The sequence below is a fragment of the Negativicoccus succinicivorans genome (assembly GCF_014207605.1).
In the GTDB taxonomy this organism is placed as follows: domain Bacteria; phylum Bacillota; class Negativicutes; order Veillonellales; family Negativicoccaceae; genus Negativicoccus; species Negativicoccus succinicivorans.
Window position 1 is genome coordinate 127,391 of sequence record NZ_JACHHI010000003.1, and the last position, 15,779, is coordinate 143,169.

Annotated in this window: 13 protein-coding genes; all 13 read right to left on the reverse strand. The window is 55.9% G+C overall.

Annotated elements, in window-relative coordinates:
* Positions 1-48: 48 nt before the first annotated feature.
* Positions 49-945, reverse strand: a complete 897-nt coding sequence (locus HNR45_RS04010; protein WP_034437058.1) for a stalk domain-containing protein — start codon at positions 943-945, stop codon at positions 49-51.
* 87 nt (positions 946-1,032) lie between these two features.
* Entirely contained in the window at positions 1,033-1,632 is a 600-nt protein-coding gene (locus HNR45_RS04015) for an ECF transporter S component (RefSeq protein ID WP_024048283.1), read from the reverse strand.
* 183 nt (positions 1,633-1,815) lie between these two features.
* Positions 1,816-3,879: an elongation factor G gene (fusA, locus tag HNR45_RS04020; RefSeq protein ID WP_159822729.1), complete on the reverse strand. Its 2,064-nt coding sequence runs from the start codon at positions 3,877-3,879 to the stop codon at positions 1,816-1,818.
* A gap of 68 nt (positions 3,880-3,947) precedes the next feature.
* On the reverse strand, positions 3,948-4,475 hold the full coding sequence (locus HNR45_RS04025; RefSeq protein WP_159822730.1) for a hypothetical protein: 528 nt from the start codon (positions 4,473-4,475) through the stop codon (positions 3,948-3,950).
* Between the two features lie 142 nt (positions 4,476-4,617).
* Positions 4,618-5,874: a uracil permease gene (uraA, locus tag HNR45_RS04030; protein WP_159822731.1), complete on the reverse strand. Its 1,257-nt coding sequence runs from the start codon at positions 5,872-5,874 to the stop codon at positions 4,618-4,620.
* Positions 5,875-6,013: 139 nt separating this feature from the next.
* Positions 6,014-7,321 carry an FtsW/RodA/SpoVE family cell cycle protein gene (locus HNR45_RS04035; RefSeq protein ID WP_159822732.1) on the reverse strand — a complete coding sequence of 436 codons (1,308 nt, stop codon included), beginning with the start codon at positions 7,319-7,321 and terminating at the stop codon, positions 6,014-6,016.
* Complete coding sequence (trmB, locus tag HNR45_RS04040; RefSeq protein WP_159822733.1) at positions 7,302-7,976, reverse strand: tRNA (guanosine(46)-N7)-methyltransferase TrmB; 675 nt, start codon at positions 7,974-7,976, stop codon at positions 7,302-7,304. The genes HNR45_RS04035 and trmB overlap by 20 nt, the downstream gene beginning before the upstream one ends.
* A gap of 14 nt (positions 7,977-7,990) precedes the next feature.
* The gene (locus tag HNR45_RS04045) at positions 7,991-9,418 is read right to left on the reverse strand and encodes an Rne/Rng family ribonuclease (RefSeq protein ID WP_159822734.1); all 1,428 of its coding nucleotides are present in this window, start codon (positions 9,416-9,418) and stop codon (positions 7,991-7,993) included.
* Entirely contained in the window at positions 9,415-10,134 is a 720-nt protein-coding gene (locus HNR45_RS04050; protein ID WP_159822735.1) for a TIGR03936 family radical SAM-associated protein, read from the reverse strand. The genes HNR45_RS04045 and HNR45_RS04050 overlap by 4 nt, the downstream gene beginning before the upstream one ends.
* On the reverse strand, positions 10,100-11,992 hold the full coding sequence (locus HNR45_RS04055) for a TIGR03960 family B12-binding radical SAM protein (protein WP_159822736.1): 1,893 nt from the start codon (positions 11,990-11,992) through the stop codon (positions 10,100-10,102). The genes HNR45_RS04050 and HNR45_RS04055 overlap by 35 nt, the downstream gene beginning before the upstream one ends.
* Before the next feature lie 12 nt (positions 11,993-12,004).
* Complete coding sequence (rodA, locus tag HNR45_RS04060) at positions 12,005-13,126, reverse strand: rod shape-determining protein RodA (protein ID WP_159822737.1); 1,122 nt, start codon at positions 13,124-13,126, stop codon at positions 12,005-12,007.
* 1 nt (position 13,127) lies between these two features.
* On the reverse strand, positions 13,128-13,964 hold the full coding sequence (locus tag HNR45_RS04065; protein ID WP_159822738.1) for an AAA family ATPase: 837 nt from the start codon (positions 13,962-13,964) through the stop codon (positions 13,128-13,130).
* Positions 13,965-13,979: 15 nt separating this feature from the next.
* On the reverse strand, positions 13,980-15,779 hold the full coding sequence (gene mrdA / locus HNR45_RS04070; protein WP_024048231.1) for a penicillin-binding protein 2: 1,800 nt from the start codon (positions 15,777-15,779) through the stop codon (positions 13,980-13,982).

Below are 15,779 nucleotides of genomic sequence, written 5' to 3' on the forward strand. Positions count from 1 at the left end.
ATAATAAAAAAGCACCTCGCGCGAGGTGCTTTTTGCATGCCTGTTTTTTTATTTGTCTGCCGACGTCAAGGCCCGCCAAATGGTTTCCAAAACCTGCGCCGGTGCATAGGTCGTACCGTCTTCCACCACAATGTGATCGACGGTCGAGGTTTCACCGTTCGCCATAACTTGCGCCTGTTCGGCCGCCGGATACAAGACGATTTCCACGACCTTAGCATCACGCGTCACACTGATAGTGCGCGTTGCATCATTCCAACCGATGTCGGCGCCCGCTTGCGTCAACGCGTCGCGCAAGGCATACACTTGCGTGCCGTCAGCGAGTGTTTTCGCCGTGCCGAGATCGATTTTGTCTGCGTCCGCTTTGGCCGTGTCCGCGGAGTCGGCCGGCGTCTCCATCGTGACTCTGCCGAAGATCCAAACCTTTTCCGGATTCGTCTGCGGAGGAAGGCTCAACGTCGCTGTCGTGTAAAGCGCAAGCAGCGGATTTCCTAATACATACTTGGTCGAAACCGCCTGCCCCGTAAGATCGGTCACTTTGTCCGGTACGCTGAGGAGTACCAAACGTTCATGAGCGCCGCTGCCGTTTTTCGCAAAATAATCCAAATCTACCGCGTACTTGCTGTCCGGATGCGCAACCAGCAAGGCCGGCTTCTCAGCCGCCTCTTTTTTGTCCGCAGCTCGCGTGAAAAATTGGATATCGTCCCCCTTTTTCCACGCGACTTTATCGGCCGCGACGAATTCGCCCGTCGCGGCATCCATGACGCGAATACCTTGCGTCGGAACTTGCGCTTTTTCCTTTTCACCTTGTACCGTCAGCACGCCGCCGTCTTTCACTTCAACGATCTGCGCGCGCTGCATTATGTAGCCGAGAGCTTGCGCCTGCGCTACCGCCGGCATGGCGAACGCCACCAGCAAGGCCATGACTAACCAACCGATTCGTTTCATAGTATCCTCCTTTTGCGATCTCATCGCTTTATGTCATCGTACCACACGCGTTTCATAAAGCGTTTAAGAGGACGTTAAAAATGTTTTTCAGATACGTGTCGTCGCGGCGGCGCTTTTTTGCATTTTACTGCGATCGCGAATCAGCGCCTGTGTCAATTCCGGCAAAGCGCGGCGCACGGCGGGATACAAAACGGCCAACAGAATAAATGTCGCCGGCGCGCACAGGAGGCTGGCAATGAATACGTTACCGGCGGAACCGACCGCCATCGGGAACGGATAGCCCAGCACAAAATATTTGAATGTCGAGCGAATCAACGGCTCAACCACCGCGAAAATCGTGAACGCCACCGCCGAAACCGTCAGCGCCATCCATTTCGTTTCCCCGTAGCGCGCTCGCCACCAATCCGCACCCGCGCCGGCCAGGTATCCGAGCACCGCAAACGACAGAAACGTCGGCAACGCGCTCGTTATATAACCCGCCAGCAGATCTGCCATCGTCAGTCCGACGGCGCCGGCGAGCGCGCCGTACCAACGACCGGTGAGTAACGCTCCGATCAAAATAAAGGTATAGCCGAAATAGACTTTACCGGTCAGGCCGAAGGCCATCGGCACCTCAATGCGCAGGTACACAAAACAAATCAATGCGGCGGCCGCCATCAGCGCCGCCACGGTCATACGTCGATGCATAAATACTACCCCTTTTCGTAAAAATTTACCGTTTCTTTACTCAACTATACGGGGTAAACTGACCGCCGACAAGGACAGACAGCACACGCTTTTCATGACAGATTTTATTCTCCTGTGCTTTTTACCGCAAATAAAATAAATGAACCAATAAAAAAGACCGCCGCAGCGGTCTTTTTTTGTTTCTTATTCTTCTTTTTCTGCCGTGTACGCGTCGATGATTTCCTGCGCTTCTTGGAACGGCACCTGTTCGTACTGGTAAAATTCCATGTTGAACGTGCCGCGCCCCTGCGTTTGCGAACGCAGTTCCGTCACGTAGGAGAACATTTTGCCCAACGCGACCTGCGCGCGCACCACGGATTCGCCGCCGCGCTCGCCCGGTTCCATGCCGAGGATCCGGCCGCCTTTCGCGGAAAGATCGCCGACGATCGCGCCCATGTATTCATCGGGCACGAATACGTTCACGTTGTACACCGGCTGCAACAATATCGGTTGCGCCTGCGGAATAATCTTGCGCAGCGCCAGCGAGGCCGCTACTTTGAACGCCATTTCCGACGAGTCGACCGAGTGATACGAGCCGTCGTAGAGCGTGACGCGCACGCCGATCATCGGATAGCCCGCGATCATGCCTTTCGCCAAGGTTTCCCGCGTGCCTTTTTCGACCGCCGGAATATATTGACGCGGTACGGCGCCGCCAAAAATGTCATCAACGAATTCAAAGTCTTCCGTCGTCGGTTCGACGCGCAGGAAGACGTGACCGTATTGACCATGACCGCCGCTTTGTTTCTTGTGTTTACCTTCGCCTTCCGCCTTGCCCAGGATCGTTTCCCGATACGGTACTTTCGGCTCGACAACGCGCGCTTTAGTGCCGTACTTGCGTTCAAGTTTGCCGAGATTATGCTGCAGATGAATTTCACCCATTGAATACACCAAAGTCTGCCGCGTTTCCGGATCTTTTTGCGTGACAAAGGTGGGGTCTTCTTCCGCCAACCGGAGCAAGCCGGCGGCGAGTTTTTCTTCATCGCCTTTGCTTTCCGGTTCGACCGCTACGATGTACAACGATTTCGGGAAACGCACCGGTTCATATACAACCGGGAAGCCCGCGTCGGAGAAAGTATCGCCCGTTTTCGCTTCGAGTTTGGGAATCGCGATGATGTCGCCCGCCGTCGCCTGCGCTAACGGAATCTGCTGTTTGCCGACGGTCGTGTACATTTTCGTAAATCGTTCCGTCAAATCCTGCGTCTGGTTGATCAGCTTGTCGCCTTCCCGCAACGTGCCCGAGATAATCCGAATATAGGATAATTTACCGGCAAACGGATCGATGACGGTCTTGAAGACAAACGCGCTGAACGGATTGTCCGCATGCACCGTGACGCTTGTTTCCGTCTTGGGATTCGTGCCTTCCATCGTGCGCGCGGAAGCGTCCGGCATGTAGCGGATAATGCGATCCAGCATTTTATCCAAGCCGATTTTCGCCAGCGCCGAGCCGATCATGACCGGCACAACGCGACCGCTCTTCATGCCTTCGCGCAAACCGAGGCGAATTTCTTCGACCGTCAGTTCGCCGCCATCCAAATATTTTTCCAGTAGAATGTCGTCGCCTTCCGCGGCCGCTTCAATCGCCATGTCGCGTACTTCCGACGCGCGCGCCTGCCATTCTTCCGGAATGTCGATTTCCGTTTCCTGACCGTTTTCCCAAACGGTCGCTTTCATTTTCACGATATCAATGATGCCGTGGAAATCTTTGCCTTCCCCCAGCGGCAAGTGCAACGGCATGACGCTTTTACCGAAACGTTCGCGCATTTCGGCAAGGGTCTTGTCGTAATTCGCCTGTTCGGCGTCCATTTTATTGATAAAAATCATCCGCGGCAGCGCCAGTTCGTCACCGTAATCCCACGCGCGCTGCGTGTCCACTTCGACGCCCGATTCGGCGGAAACGATGATGAGGATGCCGTCGCACGCGCGCAAGGCCGCCCGCACTTCACCGGAAAATTCACCGTAGCCCGGAGTATCGATGAAATTCAGCTTGTAACCTTTCCATTCGCAGGGCGCGATCCCCAATTGAATCGTGACATTTCGTTTGATTTCTTCGGGCTCAAAATCGAGAACATGTTTATTATCGGCACCTGTGCCGACACCTTCGATCGCTCCGGTCGTTGCGAGCAAATTTTCGACCACGGCTGTTTTACCTGCCCCGTCGTGCGACAGGACCGCCACATTACGAATCTGAGAACCTGCATAATCTTTCACGATACCGCCTCCTCAAAGCATTCTGTTAGTGACTTATTTCGCCGTTCGCTGCGCTTTTCCTTTATTTCTTAGAAAAAGTCGCCGTAACGGTTTTTATAATGTTCGCTCATTTCGCGATCATTGCGATAGGTACGGAATGTCTGTTCCTCCGCATCCTGATAGCGAATGCGGTACAGCGTCTCGGGTGCAAACCCGTCCACACGCAAGCGATACAGCTTATCTTCGCCCGGCACCGGCAACGGCGCGGAAATAATTTTTACGTTATCGCTGATGTGGAAATTCCGCTGCGCGAGCGCGACGGCATCCGGCTGTGTCATGTCCGCGGGAAGCGGTTTCGCCATGCGGACTTCGACCGTCATGAAGTCGACCGCCATGACCCAACGGATCTGATTATCCGCCTGCACCGCAGCCGCTTCGGCAGACGGCGTCGCGACCGCTTCCGGCGCGACCACGACCACCGGCGCGTAGGCCTCTGCATGTTGTTGCGGCAACGGCGGTAACGGCGGCAAGAGTTTATGGTTGCTCGGCCCCGCCTGCGCGAACGCGGCGGCAACGGCAAAGGTCAATCCCAATGTCAAAACGGGTAATTTTCGCATCAATAATGCCTCCTTTTCTGTATTATACCAAAGACCTGAAAACATCGCTTTTACGTGCTTTATGCGCGAATATGACTCCGTTATAAACAGCGCCCGGGAAAATTTCCGGACAACAAAAAACGCACCGCAGTGCGTTTTTTATTTATTCTTGCGGACGAAAGCCGCGGAACAAGCGCAGAACGATCGCAATCACCATCGCGACGACCGTCGCCAACGCCATTCCCTTCAAGTGGAACGGACCGAAGTTCAACACCGCGCCGGAAAGGCCGGTAATCAGCGTGACCGCGGTTAAAATCAGATTTTCCGGTTGCGTATAATCCACTTTCTGTTCGATCAGCATGCGCAAACCGGTGGTGGCGATGATACCGAAGAGAAGGATGCAGACGCCGCCCATGACCGGGGTCGGTATGCCGTGAATGACCGCGGAAATTTTGCCGATGAAAGAGCAGAGAATGGCGATGATGGCCGCGCCGCGAATGACCCACACGCTGTAGACGCGCGTGATCGCCATGACGCCGATGTTTTCACCGTACGTCGTATTCGGCGTCGCCCCTACGATACCGGAGAGAATATTCGCGAGACCGTCGCCCAAAAGCGAACGCGACAATCCCGGATCCGTCATCAAATCGCGGCCGACGACATGACTCGTCACCACAAGGTGGCCGATATGTTCGGCGAAAACGACAAAAACCGCGGGCAAAATAATGATGATGGCCTGCCAGTTCCATTCCGGCATATACAGCGTCGGCACGGCAAACCACGGCGCCGCCGTGATCGCGTCCACATTCACGATACCGAGAAAGAGTGAAAGGATGTACCCCGCGACCACCCCCATCAGCACGGGAATGACGCCCAAAAAACCGCGACCGAATAAAGATACCAAAATGGTCACGACCAAAGTGAAAATCGAAACGATCACGGCCAGTTGCGGATCCACCCCCGGAACGGGGTCGCCGACCAGTCCCGCCATATTCATCGCGCTCGGCGCTAATTCCAAACCGATGATCGCAACGATGGCGCCCATCGCCGCCGGCGGGAACAAAGTATCAATCCAGCCGACACCGACCTTTTTCACTAAAAAGGACAGCAAGACGAAACACAGACCGAAAACGATGAAGCCGCTCTGCGCGGCGCCGTAACCGAGTCCCATGGAAACGATCAGGGTGACCGGCGAGATAAACGCAAAACTCGAACCGAGGTACGCGGGTAAGCGCCCCTTACAGATCGCCATGTACAAAAGCGTGCCGATCCCGTTCATCAAAAGCGCGATCGAAGGATCGACCTTCAATAAAAACGGTACGAGCACCGTCGCGCCGAACATGGCGAACAAATGCTGAATGCTCAGAGGCAACGTTTCCCAAATCGGTAATTTCTCGTCTACGTCCACATATTTTTTCATTGGTCTCCCCGTTTCATGAAAAAAGCTCTCTGTGCACAGAGAGCTTCGGATGTTGCGCCGGACCTGCTCCGACTCACAGGACTGAATAAGAGATACTACGCATCAGTATAGCAAGTTTTAAAAAGCTTGCCAAATACTTTTAACGCGGCGGCTGCCAGCGCCGATTCGGCGCGATTCCTTCCGAAAGCGCGCGAACTTTGGCCCAATGCGCTTCCCGCTCCTCCAGCTCACGGGTTTTGCGTTCCACGCCCAAAATCATGCCGACGGAAATCAAATTCACGACCATCGCGGAACCGCCGTAACTGATAAAGGGCAGCGGCACACCCGTGACGGGTAAGACGCCGAGCGTCATCGCGGTATTGTACAACCCTTGCCCGACCAGCAACGTCACCAGTCCGTAGACCAAGTACGAACTGTAGTGGTCGCGCGCGCGGCCGGCGATTTTAAAGCCGGTAAATAAAAGCGCGAGAAAAGCGAGCGGAACAAAGACCGCCAGCCAAAATCCGGCTTCCTGCGCGAAGACCGCATACGCGAAGTCCGTGTGTTGCTCCGGCAGGTACGCGAATTTACTCAAGCCCTGCCCGAAACCTTGTCCCAAAAATCCGCCGGAACCGACGGCAATAATACTTTGCACGACCTGGTATCCGAGATCACGCGCGTAGCTGAACGGATCATACCAGGCGATAAGACGTTGCATGCGATACGGCGCGGCGATAACGCCCGCGACGAACAAGATCGCGGCCGCGATCAACGTACCGACAATTTCCAGCTGCGGCAAGCCCGCCAAAAAATACAGCAGAAGCGGCACGCCCAAGACCAAAATCACGGTGCCGAAGTCCGGCTGCAGAAAGATGAGCGCGCCGAACACCAACGGCCAAAACAGCGGTTGCCATTCCGCAAGAAAGATCTTCATTCGTTTCCACTGCCGTTTTCCGGCGGCCCCCAACGCGCCACCCAGTGATTGCCAAAGCCGCACCGGCTCGCCGCGCTCGACACGCAGCGCGAGACCGGAGGCGGTGCACATAATGCCGACGAGCTTCGCCACTTCCGACGGTTGGAACGTAAATCCGCCCAGCGCGATCCACCGGCGCGCTCCGTTGACGGTCAGTCCCGCCACCTGCACGAGGAGCAACATCAGCACTGTGATCCCGATCCACAGCGTCATGCTCTTGCGCAGGTTCTGATAATTAAATCGGTAGACCAAAGCGCCGCAAATTGCGCCGAGCGCTAAAAACAACGCATGGCGAAACAGATCGGAGGCGATCCCCGCGGAACTGCGCAAATTCATATAAAAAGTGGAACTGAAAACATTCACCGTGCCTACGATCAGCAAAAACAGCACCACGACGAAAAACCAATCGCCGTAGCCGAACTTGCGCAGATGAAGTCGGTGGCCGAGCGCGCCCCAAAAGCTCCGTCGGCTCTGCTTACGCGTTCTCTTCGTCATGGCCTTTCCTCTCCGGAACTACCGCTACCAAACGATAAATCGGTTGCCCTTTAGCGGAAAATTTCTGTTCGTATTCCGTGCGGACATTTTCCGCCGGTTCATTTTGATGCAAATCGTCCGTCACATCGCGCAGCGTCCAACCGAGCGCTTGAAACTCTTCGATGGAAAAGTAAAATAAATCGTGATTGTCCGTCTTGAAATGGATTTCACCCTGCGGCGCCAAGAGCGTCGCATATTTTTCGAGAAAGCCGCGGTGGGTAAGCCGCCGTTTGGCATGCCGCGCTTTCGGCCACGGATCACAAAAATTAAGATAAAAACGATCCACTTCGCCCGGCGCGAACACGTCTAACAGTTCGCTGATATCACCTTCAACCAGGCGCACATTGGCAAGCTCCGCCGCCGCTACCTTCTGTCCGGCATAGTATAGTACGCCGCGCTGCAACTCGATACCGATGATGTTCACATCTTCGTGCCGCGCCGCCAAGCCGGCAATAAATTGTCCTTTGCCGGTGCCGAGCTCGACCCACAGCGGGCGTTCACCGCGCGCGAAAATGTCTTGCCAGCGTCCGCGGCAATTTTCCGGCCAGCCGATCGACAAAAAATCGGCGTACTCGAGAATCGCTTCATCGATCCAGGGTTTTCTTCGTAAACGCATGTTGACTCCTTTCGCTAGTCCTCCTGCGGCGCCGCCGCAAGTTGGTACTGCGTTCGCGACGGCCGTTGGTGCGTCGCGATGATAAATTCTTTATGAAAGCGGGCCTGCCATTGCGCCGCCAGATTTTCCTCCCGCAAATGCTCCGCGACCGTCGGATGCACCTGCACCAGTACGCGATCGGCCAATCCTTGCCGCGCCTTTTGCCGCAGCTCTTCGGTGATTTGTTCCACGATCGCGGCGGCCGTCATCACGTACCCCGTACCCGCGCATTCCGGACAACGCATATAGCGACTTTCCTGCAGCGTGGGTCCGGTCTTGTGACGCGTCATCTCGACCAGTCCGAGCGCCGTCATTTCCACGACCGTCGTGCGCACGCGATCTTCTTTGACCGCCGCGCGCAATGCTGTGAGCACGAGTTCGCGATCTTCTTTGCGCTGCATATCAATAAAATCAACGATGATAATGCCGCCGATATTGCGCAAGCGAATCTGTCGCGCCACTTCCTGCGCCGCGGCGAGATTGACGCGCAACGCCAAATCGTCCCGCCCGTGTCCGCTTCGAAATGTTCCGGAATTGACATCGATCGCGGTCAGCGCTTCGGTCGGATCAATCACGATGTACGCGCCGCCCGCCACCTCCACGCGGCGTTCGAGCAACGGAGCGATCGCGTCCTGAATGCCGTGCTGCGTCAGCAAATCATTCGCCGCGACATAGGACACTTCCACTTGCGGCTGTTCGGAAACCAAATCGACAAGCCGTTCATACGCGGCGCGATCGTTCGTGATAATCTGTTCGGTCGACGGCGTCACGTAATCGCGCGCGGCGCGCAACACAATATCCGCCTCCCGATAAAGGCACGCCGGCGCGGATGCGATCTTCGCCCGCCGCCGGATACTTTCCCATGTGCGCCGCAGGAACGCGAGGTCATGCGTTAATTCCGCCGCATCCACACCTTGTGCTGCTGTCCGCAGAATAAAACCGCACGCCTCGTCTCCCAAGCCTAATTGGGCGCCGACGAGTCCGCGCAAGCGTTCCCGTTCCGCCGCCTCCTGTATTTGTTTCGAAACGCCGACGTAACGGCCTTTGGTTAAAAGCACCGCATACCGTCCCGCCAGCGAGGGTTTAGTCGTAAGCATCGGGCCTTTCGTGCCGCGCGCTTCTTTCGTCACCTGCACGAGCACGCGCGCGCCGACGCTGATTTTATGTCCTTCGAGATCGCGCGATTTGCCGCCGAGAAGCGGCAAGTAACCGTTTTCGCCGGTACCGATGTCGACAAAAGCTGCATCGAGCGCCGCGACCACATTTTTGACGACTCCTTTATAAATGCGATGCAAAAGTGGTTCCCCGTCGGTCGGTTGAATCACCAGATCCGTCAGATCATTTCCCTGCGTCACCGCGATAATCGTCTCCCGCGGAGTCGTATTCACCAGTAAGCGGCTCATAATTTTTCCTGCGCCGCCGCATCGAGCGGCAAAATATACGTGCCGTCTTCTGTACGGCGCGCCACCTTCACGCGCGACACTAGGCACTGTCCCGCGGCAACGGGCAAGGCGAAATCGTTCGCCAAAATCTCCCAGAGTTCCGTCGGTTTGATACTGCCGGCAAGCGTGCGCCAAAGGCCGACCGTAATGGTTACAAAATCGTCTTCGATCCGGCCGCTCAACGGTTCGGGCACAATGTTGCGCACATCGAGTTGCCGCGTTTTCTTCGGCGTGACTTTCGTATAGGGAATCGTCGTCGCCGTGTTAAAGCGCGTCAAAACGTCCTGCAACTGCGCATCGGTAAACGCCGCTGTGAGCGGACCGGTCACTCTGTATTGCTCATAATTAATCAACGCCATCAGTTTCGGCGCGCGCTGTTCGATATACGCGCCCGCCGTCAACCGCACGCCCGGCGCCAATGCGGCCGCCAACGCGCGCGCCGCGTCTTCATCCGGCACGTCTTCGCTCAATTCAACATCCATGTACAGCGGATCGGCCGTCACTCCGACCGCGAGCGCGGAATCGTAGCTGACTTTCATATGCGCATGGAAGCCTTCCGAGTACGCGATCGGCAAATCGGAGCGGCGCAACGCGCGTTCCATCGAGCGCATGAAATCAAGATGCCCTAAAAAACGCAACGGCTCATCTTTCGCGATAGATAAACGTAGTCTTGGCACGATTTCCCTCCATTCCGTCGAGTACGCTGACGCCGAGCTGCGGGCAGACGCCGCAACCCGCGCAGGAGAGGCGACGGCAATCGTGTGTCAGCGCGGCGTTCACGCCCTGTCGCCATTCGCGGTGCAGAAAATCTTTCGTCACGCCGCAATCGATATGCTCCCAGGGCAACGGCTCATTGAAATCACGTTGCCGCTCCGCATAGTAACGCGGATCGATACCGGTCTCCTGAAATGCTTTGTCCCAGTATTCCGGCTTGAACCAATCCGTCCAACCGTCAAATTTCGCGCCTTGCTTCCACGCCGCGTAAATGACTTGCGCGACGCGCCGATCACCGCGCGCCAAGACCGCTTCCAGCAAACTGGTCGGCGCATCGTGGTAGCGGTAGTGAATATTGCGGCTTTTGATTTGACTTTTCAAATACAGTTGCCGCCGTTCGATTTCCGTTTTCGGAATTTGCCCGAACCATTGGAACGGCGTGAACGGCTTCGGCACGAAACTCGACACGCTGATCGTCACATGCGCGTTCATGCGCCCCGTGATCGATCGGTAAAGATCGCTCACGCGATAACCGAGTTCCGCGATGCCCGCTAAATCTTCATCGGTTTCCGTCGGCAAGCCCAGCATGAAGTAAAGTTTCACGCGATTCCAGCCGGACGTAAACGCGTTGGTGCAGGCTTGCATTAAATCTTCTTCCGTCACGCCTTTATTGATCACATCGCGCAAGCGCTGCGTGCCCGCCTCCGGAGCGAGCGTCAGACCGCTTTTGCGCACCTGCTGCACTTTTTTCGCGATATCGACGGAAAAACTGTCGATGCGCAGTGACGGCAAGCTGATGCTCACGCCGCGATCGGCGAATTCCGCGAACAACGCGTCGACCAGCGAGGCGAGCTGCGAATAGTCGGCCGAGGAAAGCGACATCAGCGAAATTTCATCATAGCCGCTGTTTTTAATCAGTTCGCGCGCGATCGCAAGCAACTGCTCCTGCGTTTTTTCTCGCACCGGACGATAAATCATGCCCGCCTGACAAAACCGACAGCCGCGCGTGCAGCCGCGAAACAATTCGAGCACGGCACGATCGTGCACGGACTCGATATGCGGCAAAATCGGGTGCAAGGGCACGGGCAGCGCGTCCACATTTTCCACCACGCGTTTTCGCACCTTGGCCGGCGCCGCCTCCGTATTCGGCACGAGCCGCACGAAATTCCCCGCGCGATCGTAATGCGCATCATAAAACGCGGGCACATAATTACCCGAAATTTGCGCCATGCGTTCCAAAAGGCCGCGCCGTCCGTCGGGACGACCCGCCGCTTTCCATGCTTTGACGGCATCGACCAGCTCGACAACCGACTCTTCCGATTCACCGACAAAAAAGACATCGATAAACGGCGCGAGCGGTTCCGGATTGTAGACGCAGGGTCCACCCGCGATCACGAGCGGCATATCGTCCGTACGTTCTTCGCTCCAAATCGGCAATCCCGCCAAATCGAGCATATTCAACACATTCGTGCAGGACATTTCATACTGCAAGGTAAAACCGAAAACGTCGTATTCTTTCACCGGCGTTTTGGTTTCCAACGTATAGAGCGGCAACCCGTTTTGACGCATGGCCGCTTCCATATCCGGCCACGGCGCATAGACGCGCTCGGCGACCGCATCTTCTTCTCGATTAATCACTTCATATAAAATTTTCAAACCGACATGGCTCATCGCCACCTCATACACATCGGGAAACGCGAGCGCCACCGACACCGCCATCTGACGGTGATCTTTGACGATGCTGTTGTATTCGCCGCCGATGTAACGCGCGGGTTTTTGCACGGTATTGAGCAAAAACGGCGAGACGCTGACTGTAGACATCCTGACCCCTATCTAAGCGGACGCATCAAACAAAACGGTTTTGCGCCGCAGGTAAATATTTAATAACAACGCGACGCTGCACAAATTAAGCGTCAACGAACTGACTCCGTAACTTAAAAACGGAAGCGGGATACCGGTGACCGGCATGATGCCGATCGTCATCCCGACATTAATGAAAATCTGAAATAACCACATCGCCACGATCCCGGTCGCGATATAGCGCCCGAACCGATCGGCGGCCGTGCTGGCAATCCAAATGCCGCGATACAGCAGCACGAAGTACAGCAGCAACAGCAATAACGCGCCGACCAGCCCCGTTTCCTCACCGACCACCGCGAAAATAAAGTCCGTGTGGTTTTCCGGCAAAAAATTCAACTGGCTCTGCGTGCCGGCAAACAAGCCTTTACCGATCAGACCGCCCGAGCCGATCGCGATTTTCGACTGGATCACGTGGTACCCGGTATTGAACGGATCGCGTTCCGGATCAAACAGCACGAGAATACGATTCTTCTGGTACTCTTTGAGCAGGAAAAACCACGCCAGCGGCAAGACCGCAAGCCCCGCCAGGCAAACTTTGCGAATGTAGTCCATGCGCACGCCCGCAATATACAAACCGCCGAGCGTAATCGCGCCGAACACCAAACTCGTGCCCAAGTCCGGCTGCAGCAAAACCAGCGCAAACGGCGGCAGCAGAAAAAGCGCCGTGTAAAAAAGTCCGCTCCATTTTTTTAAATCCAGCGACGGCCGACACAAAAACCGCGCCAAACAGACGATATAAATGATTTTGGCAAATTCTGACGGCTGAATACTGATCGGTCCGATCGTGATCCAACGTTGCGCGCCGAGCGCGCTCGTACCCACCACCATAACCGCTATCAAAACGATTAAATTGGCCCCATATAAAGCCGGTGCGTAGCGGTAGAGTTTCCTGTAGTCAAAGCGTAACAAGTACACGAAAATGGCGATATCGGCCACCAAAAACGCCGCCTGCTTCGCCAAGTAATCCGAAACATGAAGCCCCGCCTGATTAATATGAGACGCCGATCCGATGAAGAGCAGTCCGAGCAGCGTCAACGCCAGCGTGACCAACACCAGCGCCCGATCCGTCGAGCGCCACCAACGTTCGATACCCATACTAGCCTCGGCGCCGGCGCCATGCCGCGCTTTGCGATTGACGACGGGCGATGCGCGAGCGGTTGCCTTCCCCCGCGCGGTAGTGTCGATCGATAAACCGTGACCACTCTTTGACGCTGCGTTCCCGTCCCGCTAAAAAGTCATCCACCATTTGCGTCATCGCTTTGCCGAACGCGCCCAACTGCGCCACGTTCATGACGTTCCCCGCCTGGGACTGCGCCACGACTTCCGGCGCATGCGGCAAGATGCCGCCGAGATGTTCCGGCTGCATCTGATCGGCCATTTCTTCCGCCGTCAAATACCCCGGCGTCTGCGCATTATGAAAATTATTGAAAATCACCGCGTAATGAAACATCCGATCTTCATGCATATAGTGCATGACGCGGTCGGTATCTCGCAACGACACCCAGGTCGGTTCCACGACGAGAAAAATCCGATCCGCCATCGCAAGCGTGTACATGAGCCCTTTACCGATGCCCGCCGGACTGTCGACCAAGAGGTAATCATAGCGGTCGCGCAAATCTTCCAACACGGTCAGTACCGCATCGCCTTCGAGCTCTTCCCAGCGATAGCGTTGGCTGGCCGGCATGAAATCGAGATTCGGCGCGATATGTAAAATCGCATCTTCTTCAAAGCAACGTCCCGTTGCGACATCAAAGATATCAAACAGCACGCGGTCTTCGACGCCCAACACCAGATCGAGATCGCGCAGCCCCATGTCGCCGTCCAACAGCAACACGCGTTGGCCGCGTTCCGCCAGTGCCGCGCCGAATGTCGCGGTGACTACGGTCTTACCGACACCGCCCTTGCCGGATGCCAGTGTGATGATTTGCCCCATTTATCCGTTTCCTTTCTATGGTTTCGCTGTCGGAATGTGAAAATACGCATCCAACATTTGTTTGACAATCGGCGCCGCCGACTCAATCCCGTAGCCGGCGTGTTCCACCAATACCACAATTACAATTTGCGGATGGTCGTACGGCGCAAATGCCGCAAACCACGCGTGATCCGGACCGTCGCCCGTTTCCGCCGTCGCGGTTTTGCCGCCGACTTCAATCGGATAACCGTGAAACAAAGCGCCCGCGGTGCCGCCTTCCTGCGTGACCGCCCACATGGAACGTTTCACGGTATCGAGTACCGATTTCGGAACGACAAGCCGTCCCGCCACTTGCGGCTGATGGATTTGGTACGGCGAGCCGTCCAAATGATTGATGCGACTCACGAGGTACGGTTTGTACCGCGTGCCGCCGTTGGCAATCTGACTGACGACGGAGGCCATTTGCAGCGGCGTCGCCAAGTTAAAACTTTGACCGATCGCGGCGTCAAATGTTTCGCCTAAATACCAGTCGTCATGAAACACTTCTTTTTTATACTGTTCGGTCGCTACCAGTCCGGACGCTTCTCCGTATAAATCAATGCCGGTCGCTTCGCCCAAACCGAACGCGCGCGCCATCTCGGAAATCCGGTCGATGCCCAGACGGTTGCCCAATTCGTAGAAGTAAACGTTATCCGATTTGGCCATGGCCTCCTGGAAATTAATCCAGCCGAACGCTTCGCCTGCCGCATTGCGTTTATCAATCAGCCAGTGCCGACCGTTATCGTAAATCCGTTCTTCCGGCGTGACGACTTTCGCGTTGAGCGCCGCGGTGCCGGTGATTACCTTAAAGATGGAGCCCGGCGGATAGGTACCCGAGACCACGCGATCATCAAACGGACGCAAACTGTTTTCATTGAGATCTTGCCATTCTTTCGCCGAGATGCCGACCGCAAACGAATTCGGATTAAACGACGGCCAGTTGGCCATCGCCAATACCGCGCCCGTATTCGGATCGAGCGCGACGGCCGCTACCCCTGTCGGCCAAATATGCGACTTCGCAAGCTCGGACAGATGCTCTGAAATCGCCGCTTCCGTCGCCCTCTGCAACGGTAAATCTAAGGTCAGACGTAAATTATGACCGGGCGTAATCGGCGCTTCCTCAATATTTTTGACCGGCCGCCCCGTGGCGTCGACTTCCACCTGCCGACCGCCGGTTTCCCCCTGCAGCAGATCGTTGTAATATAATTCCAAGCCGGCGCGACCGACAATCGTTCCGGGCGCAAATTCGCTGCCGTCGGGTTTGCGATCTTCCTGACCGGCTTCACCGACGTAACCGATGACGTTCGCCGCCAACGATCCGTACGGATAGTAACGCAACGGTTGTACCTCGATCGTCACGCCGGGATACTCGGCGCGGTACTCTTCAATTTTCGCCACGATATCGGGACCGATATCCACTTTAATCGGAACCGGTCCGAACGACGTGCCGTGGTCTTTGATTTTCTTTTGAATGTCCGCCGGCGTCATTTGCAACACATTTGCCAAGCGCGCTTCCAGCGCCGCATCCATCGGTTTTTGCTGCGGCGTATACGAAACGATATAGACCGGCCGCGAGCCGACGATAATTTCGCCGTTGCGATCGAGCAAGACGCCGCGCGTCGCCTGAATGGTCATTTGCCGAATGCGGTTGCCATCCGCGAGCTCTCGGTAATGCTCCCCGTCGATCAGCTGCAACACGAACAGGCGCAGCACGAGCAACATAAAAAGACCCGCGATGACGTAAATAAACGAATTGTACCGACGATCGGTAACTTTCTTATATAAACTTTCCAGCAT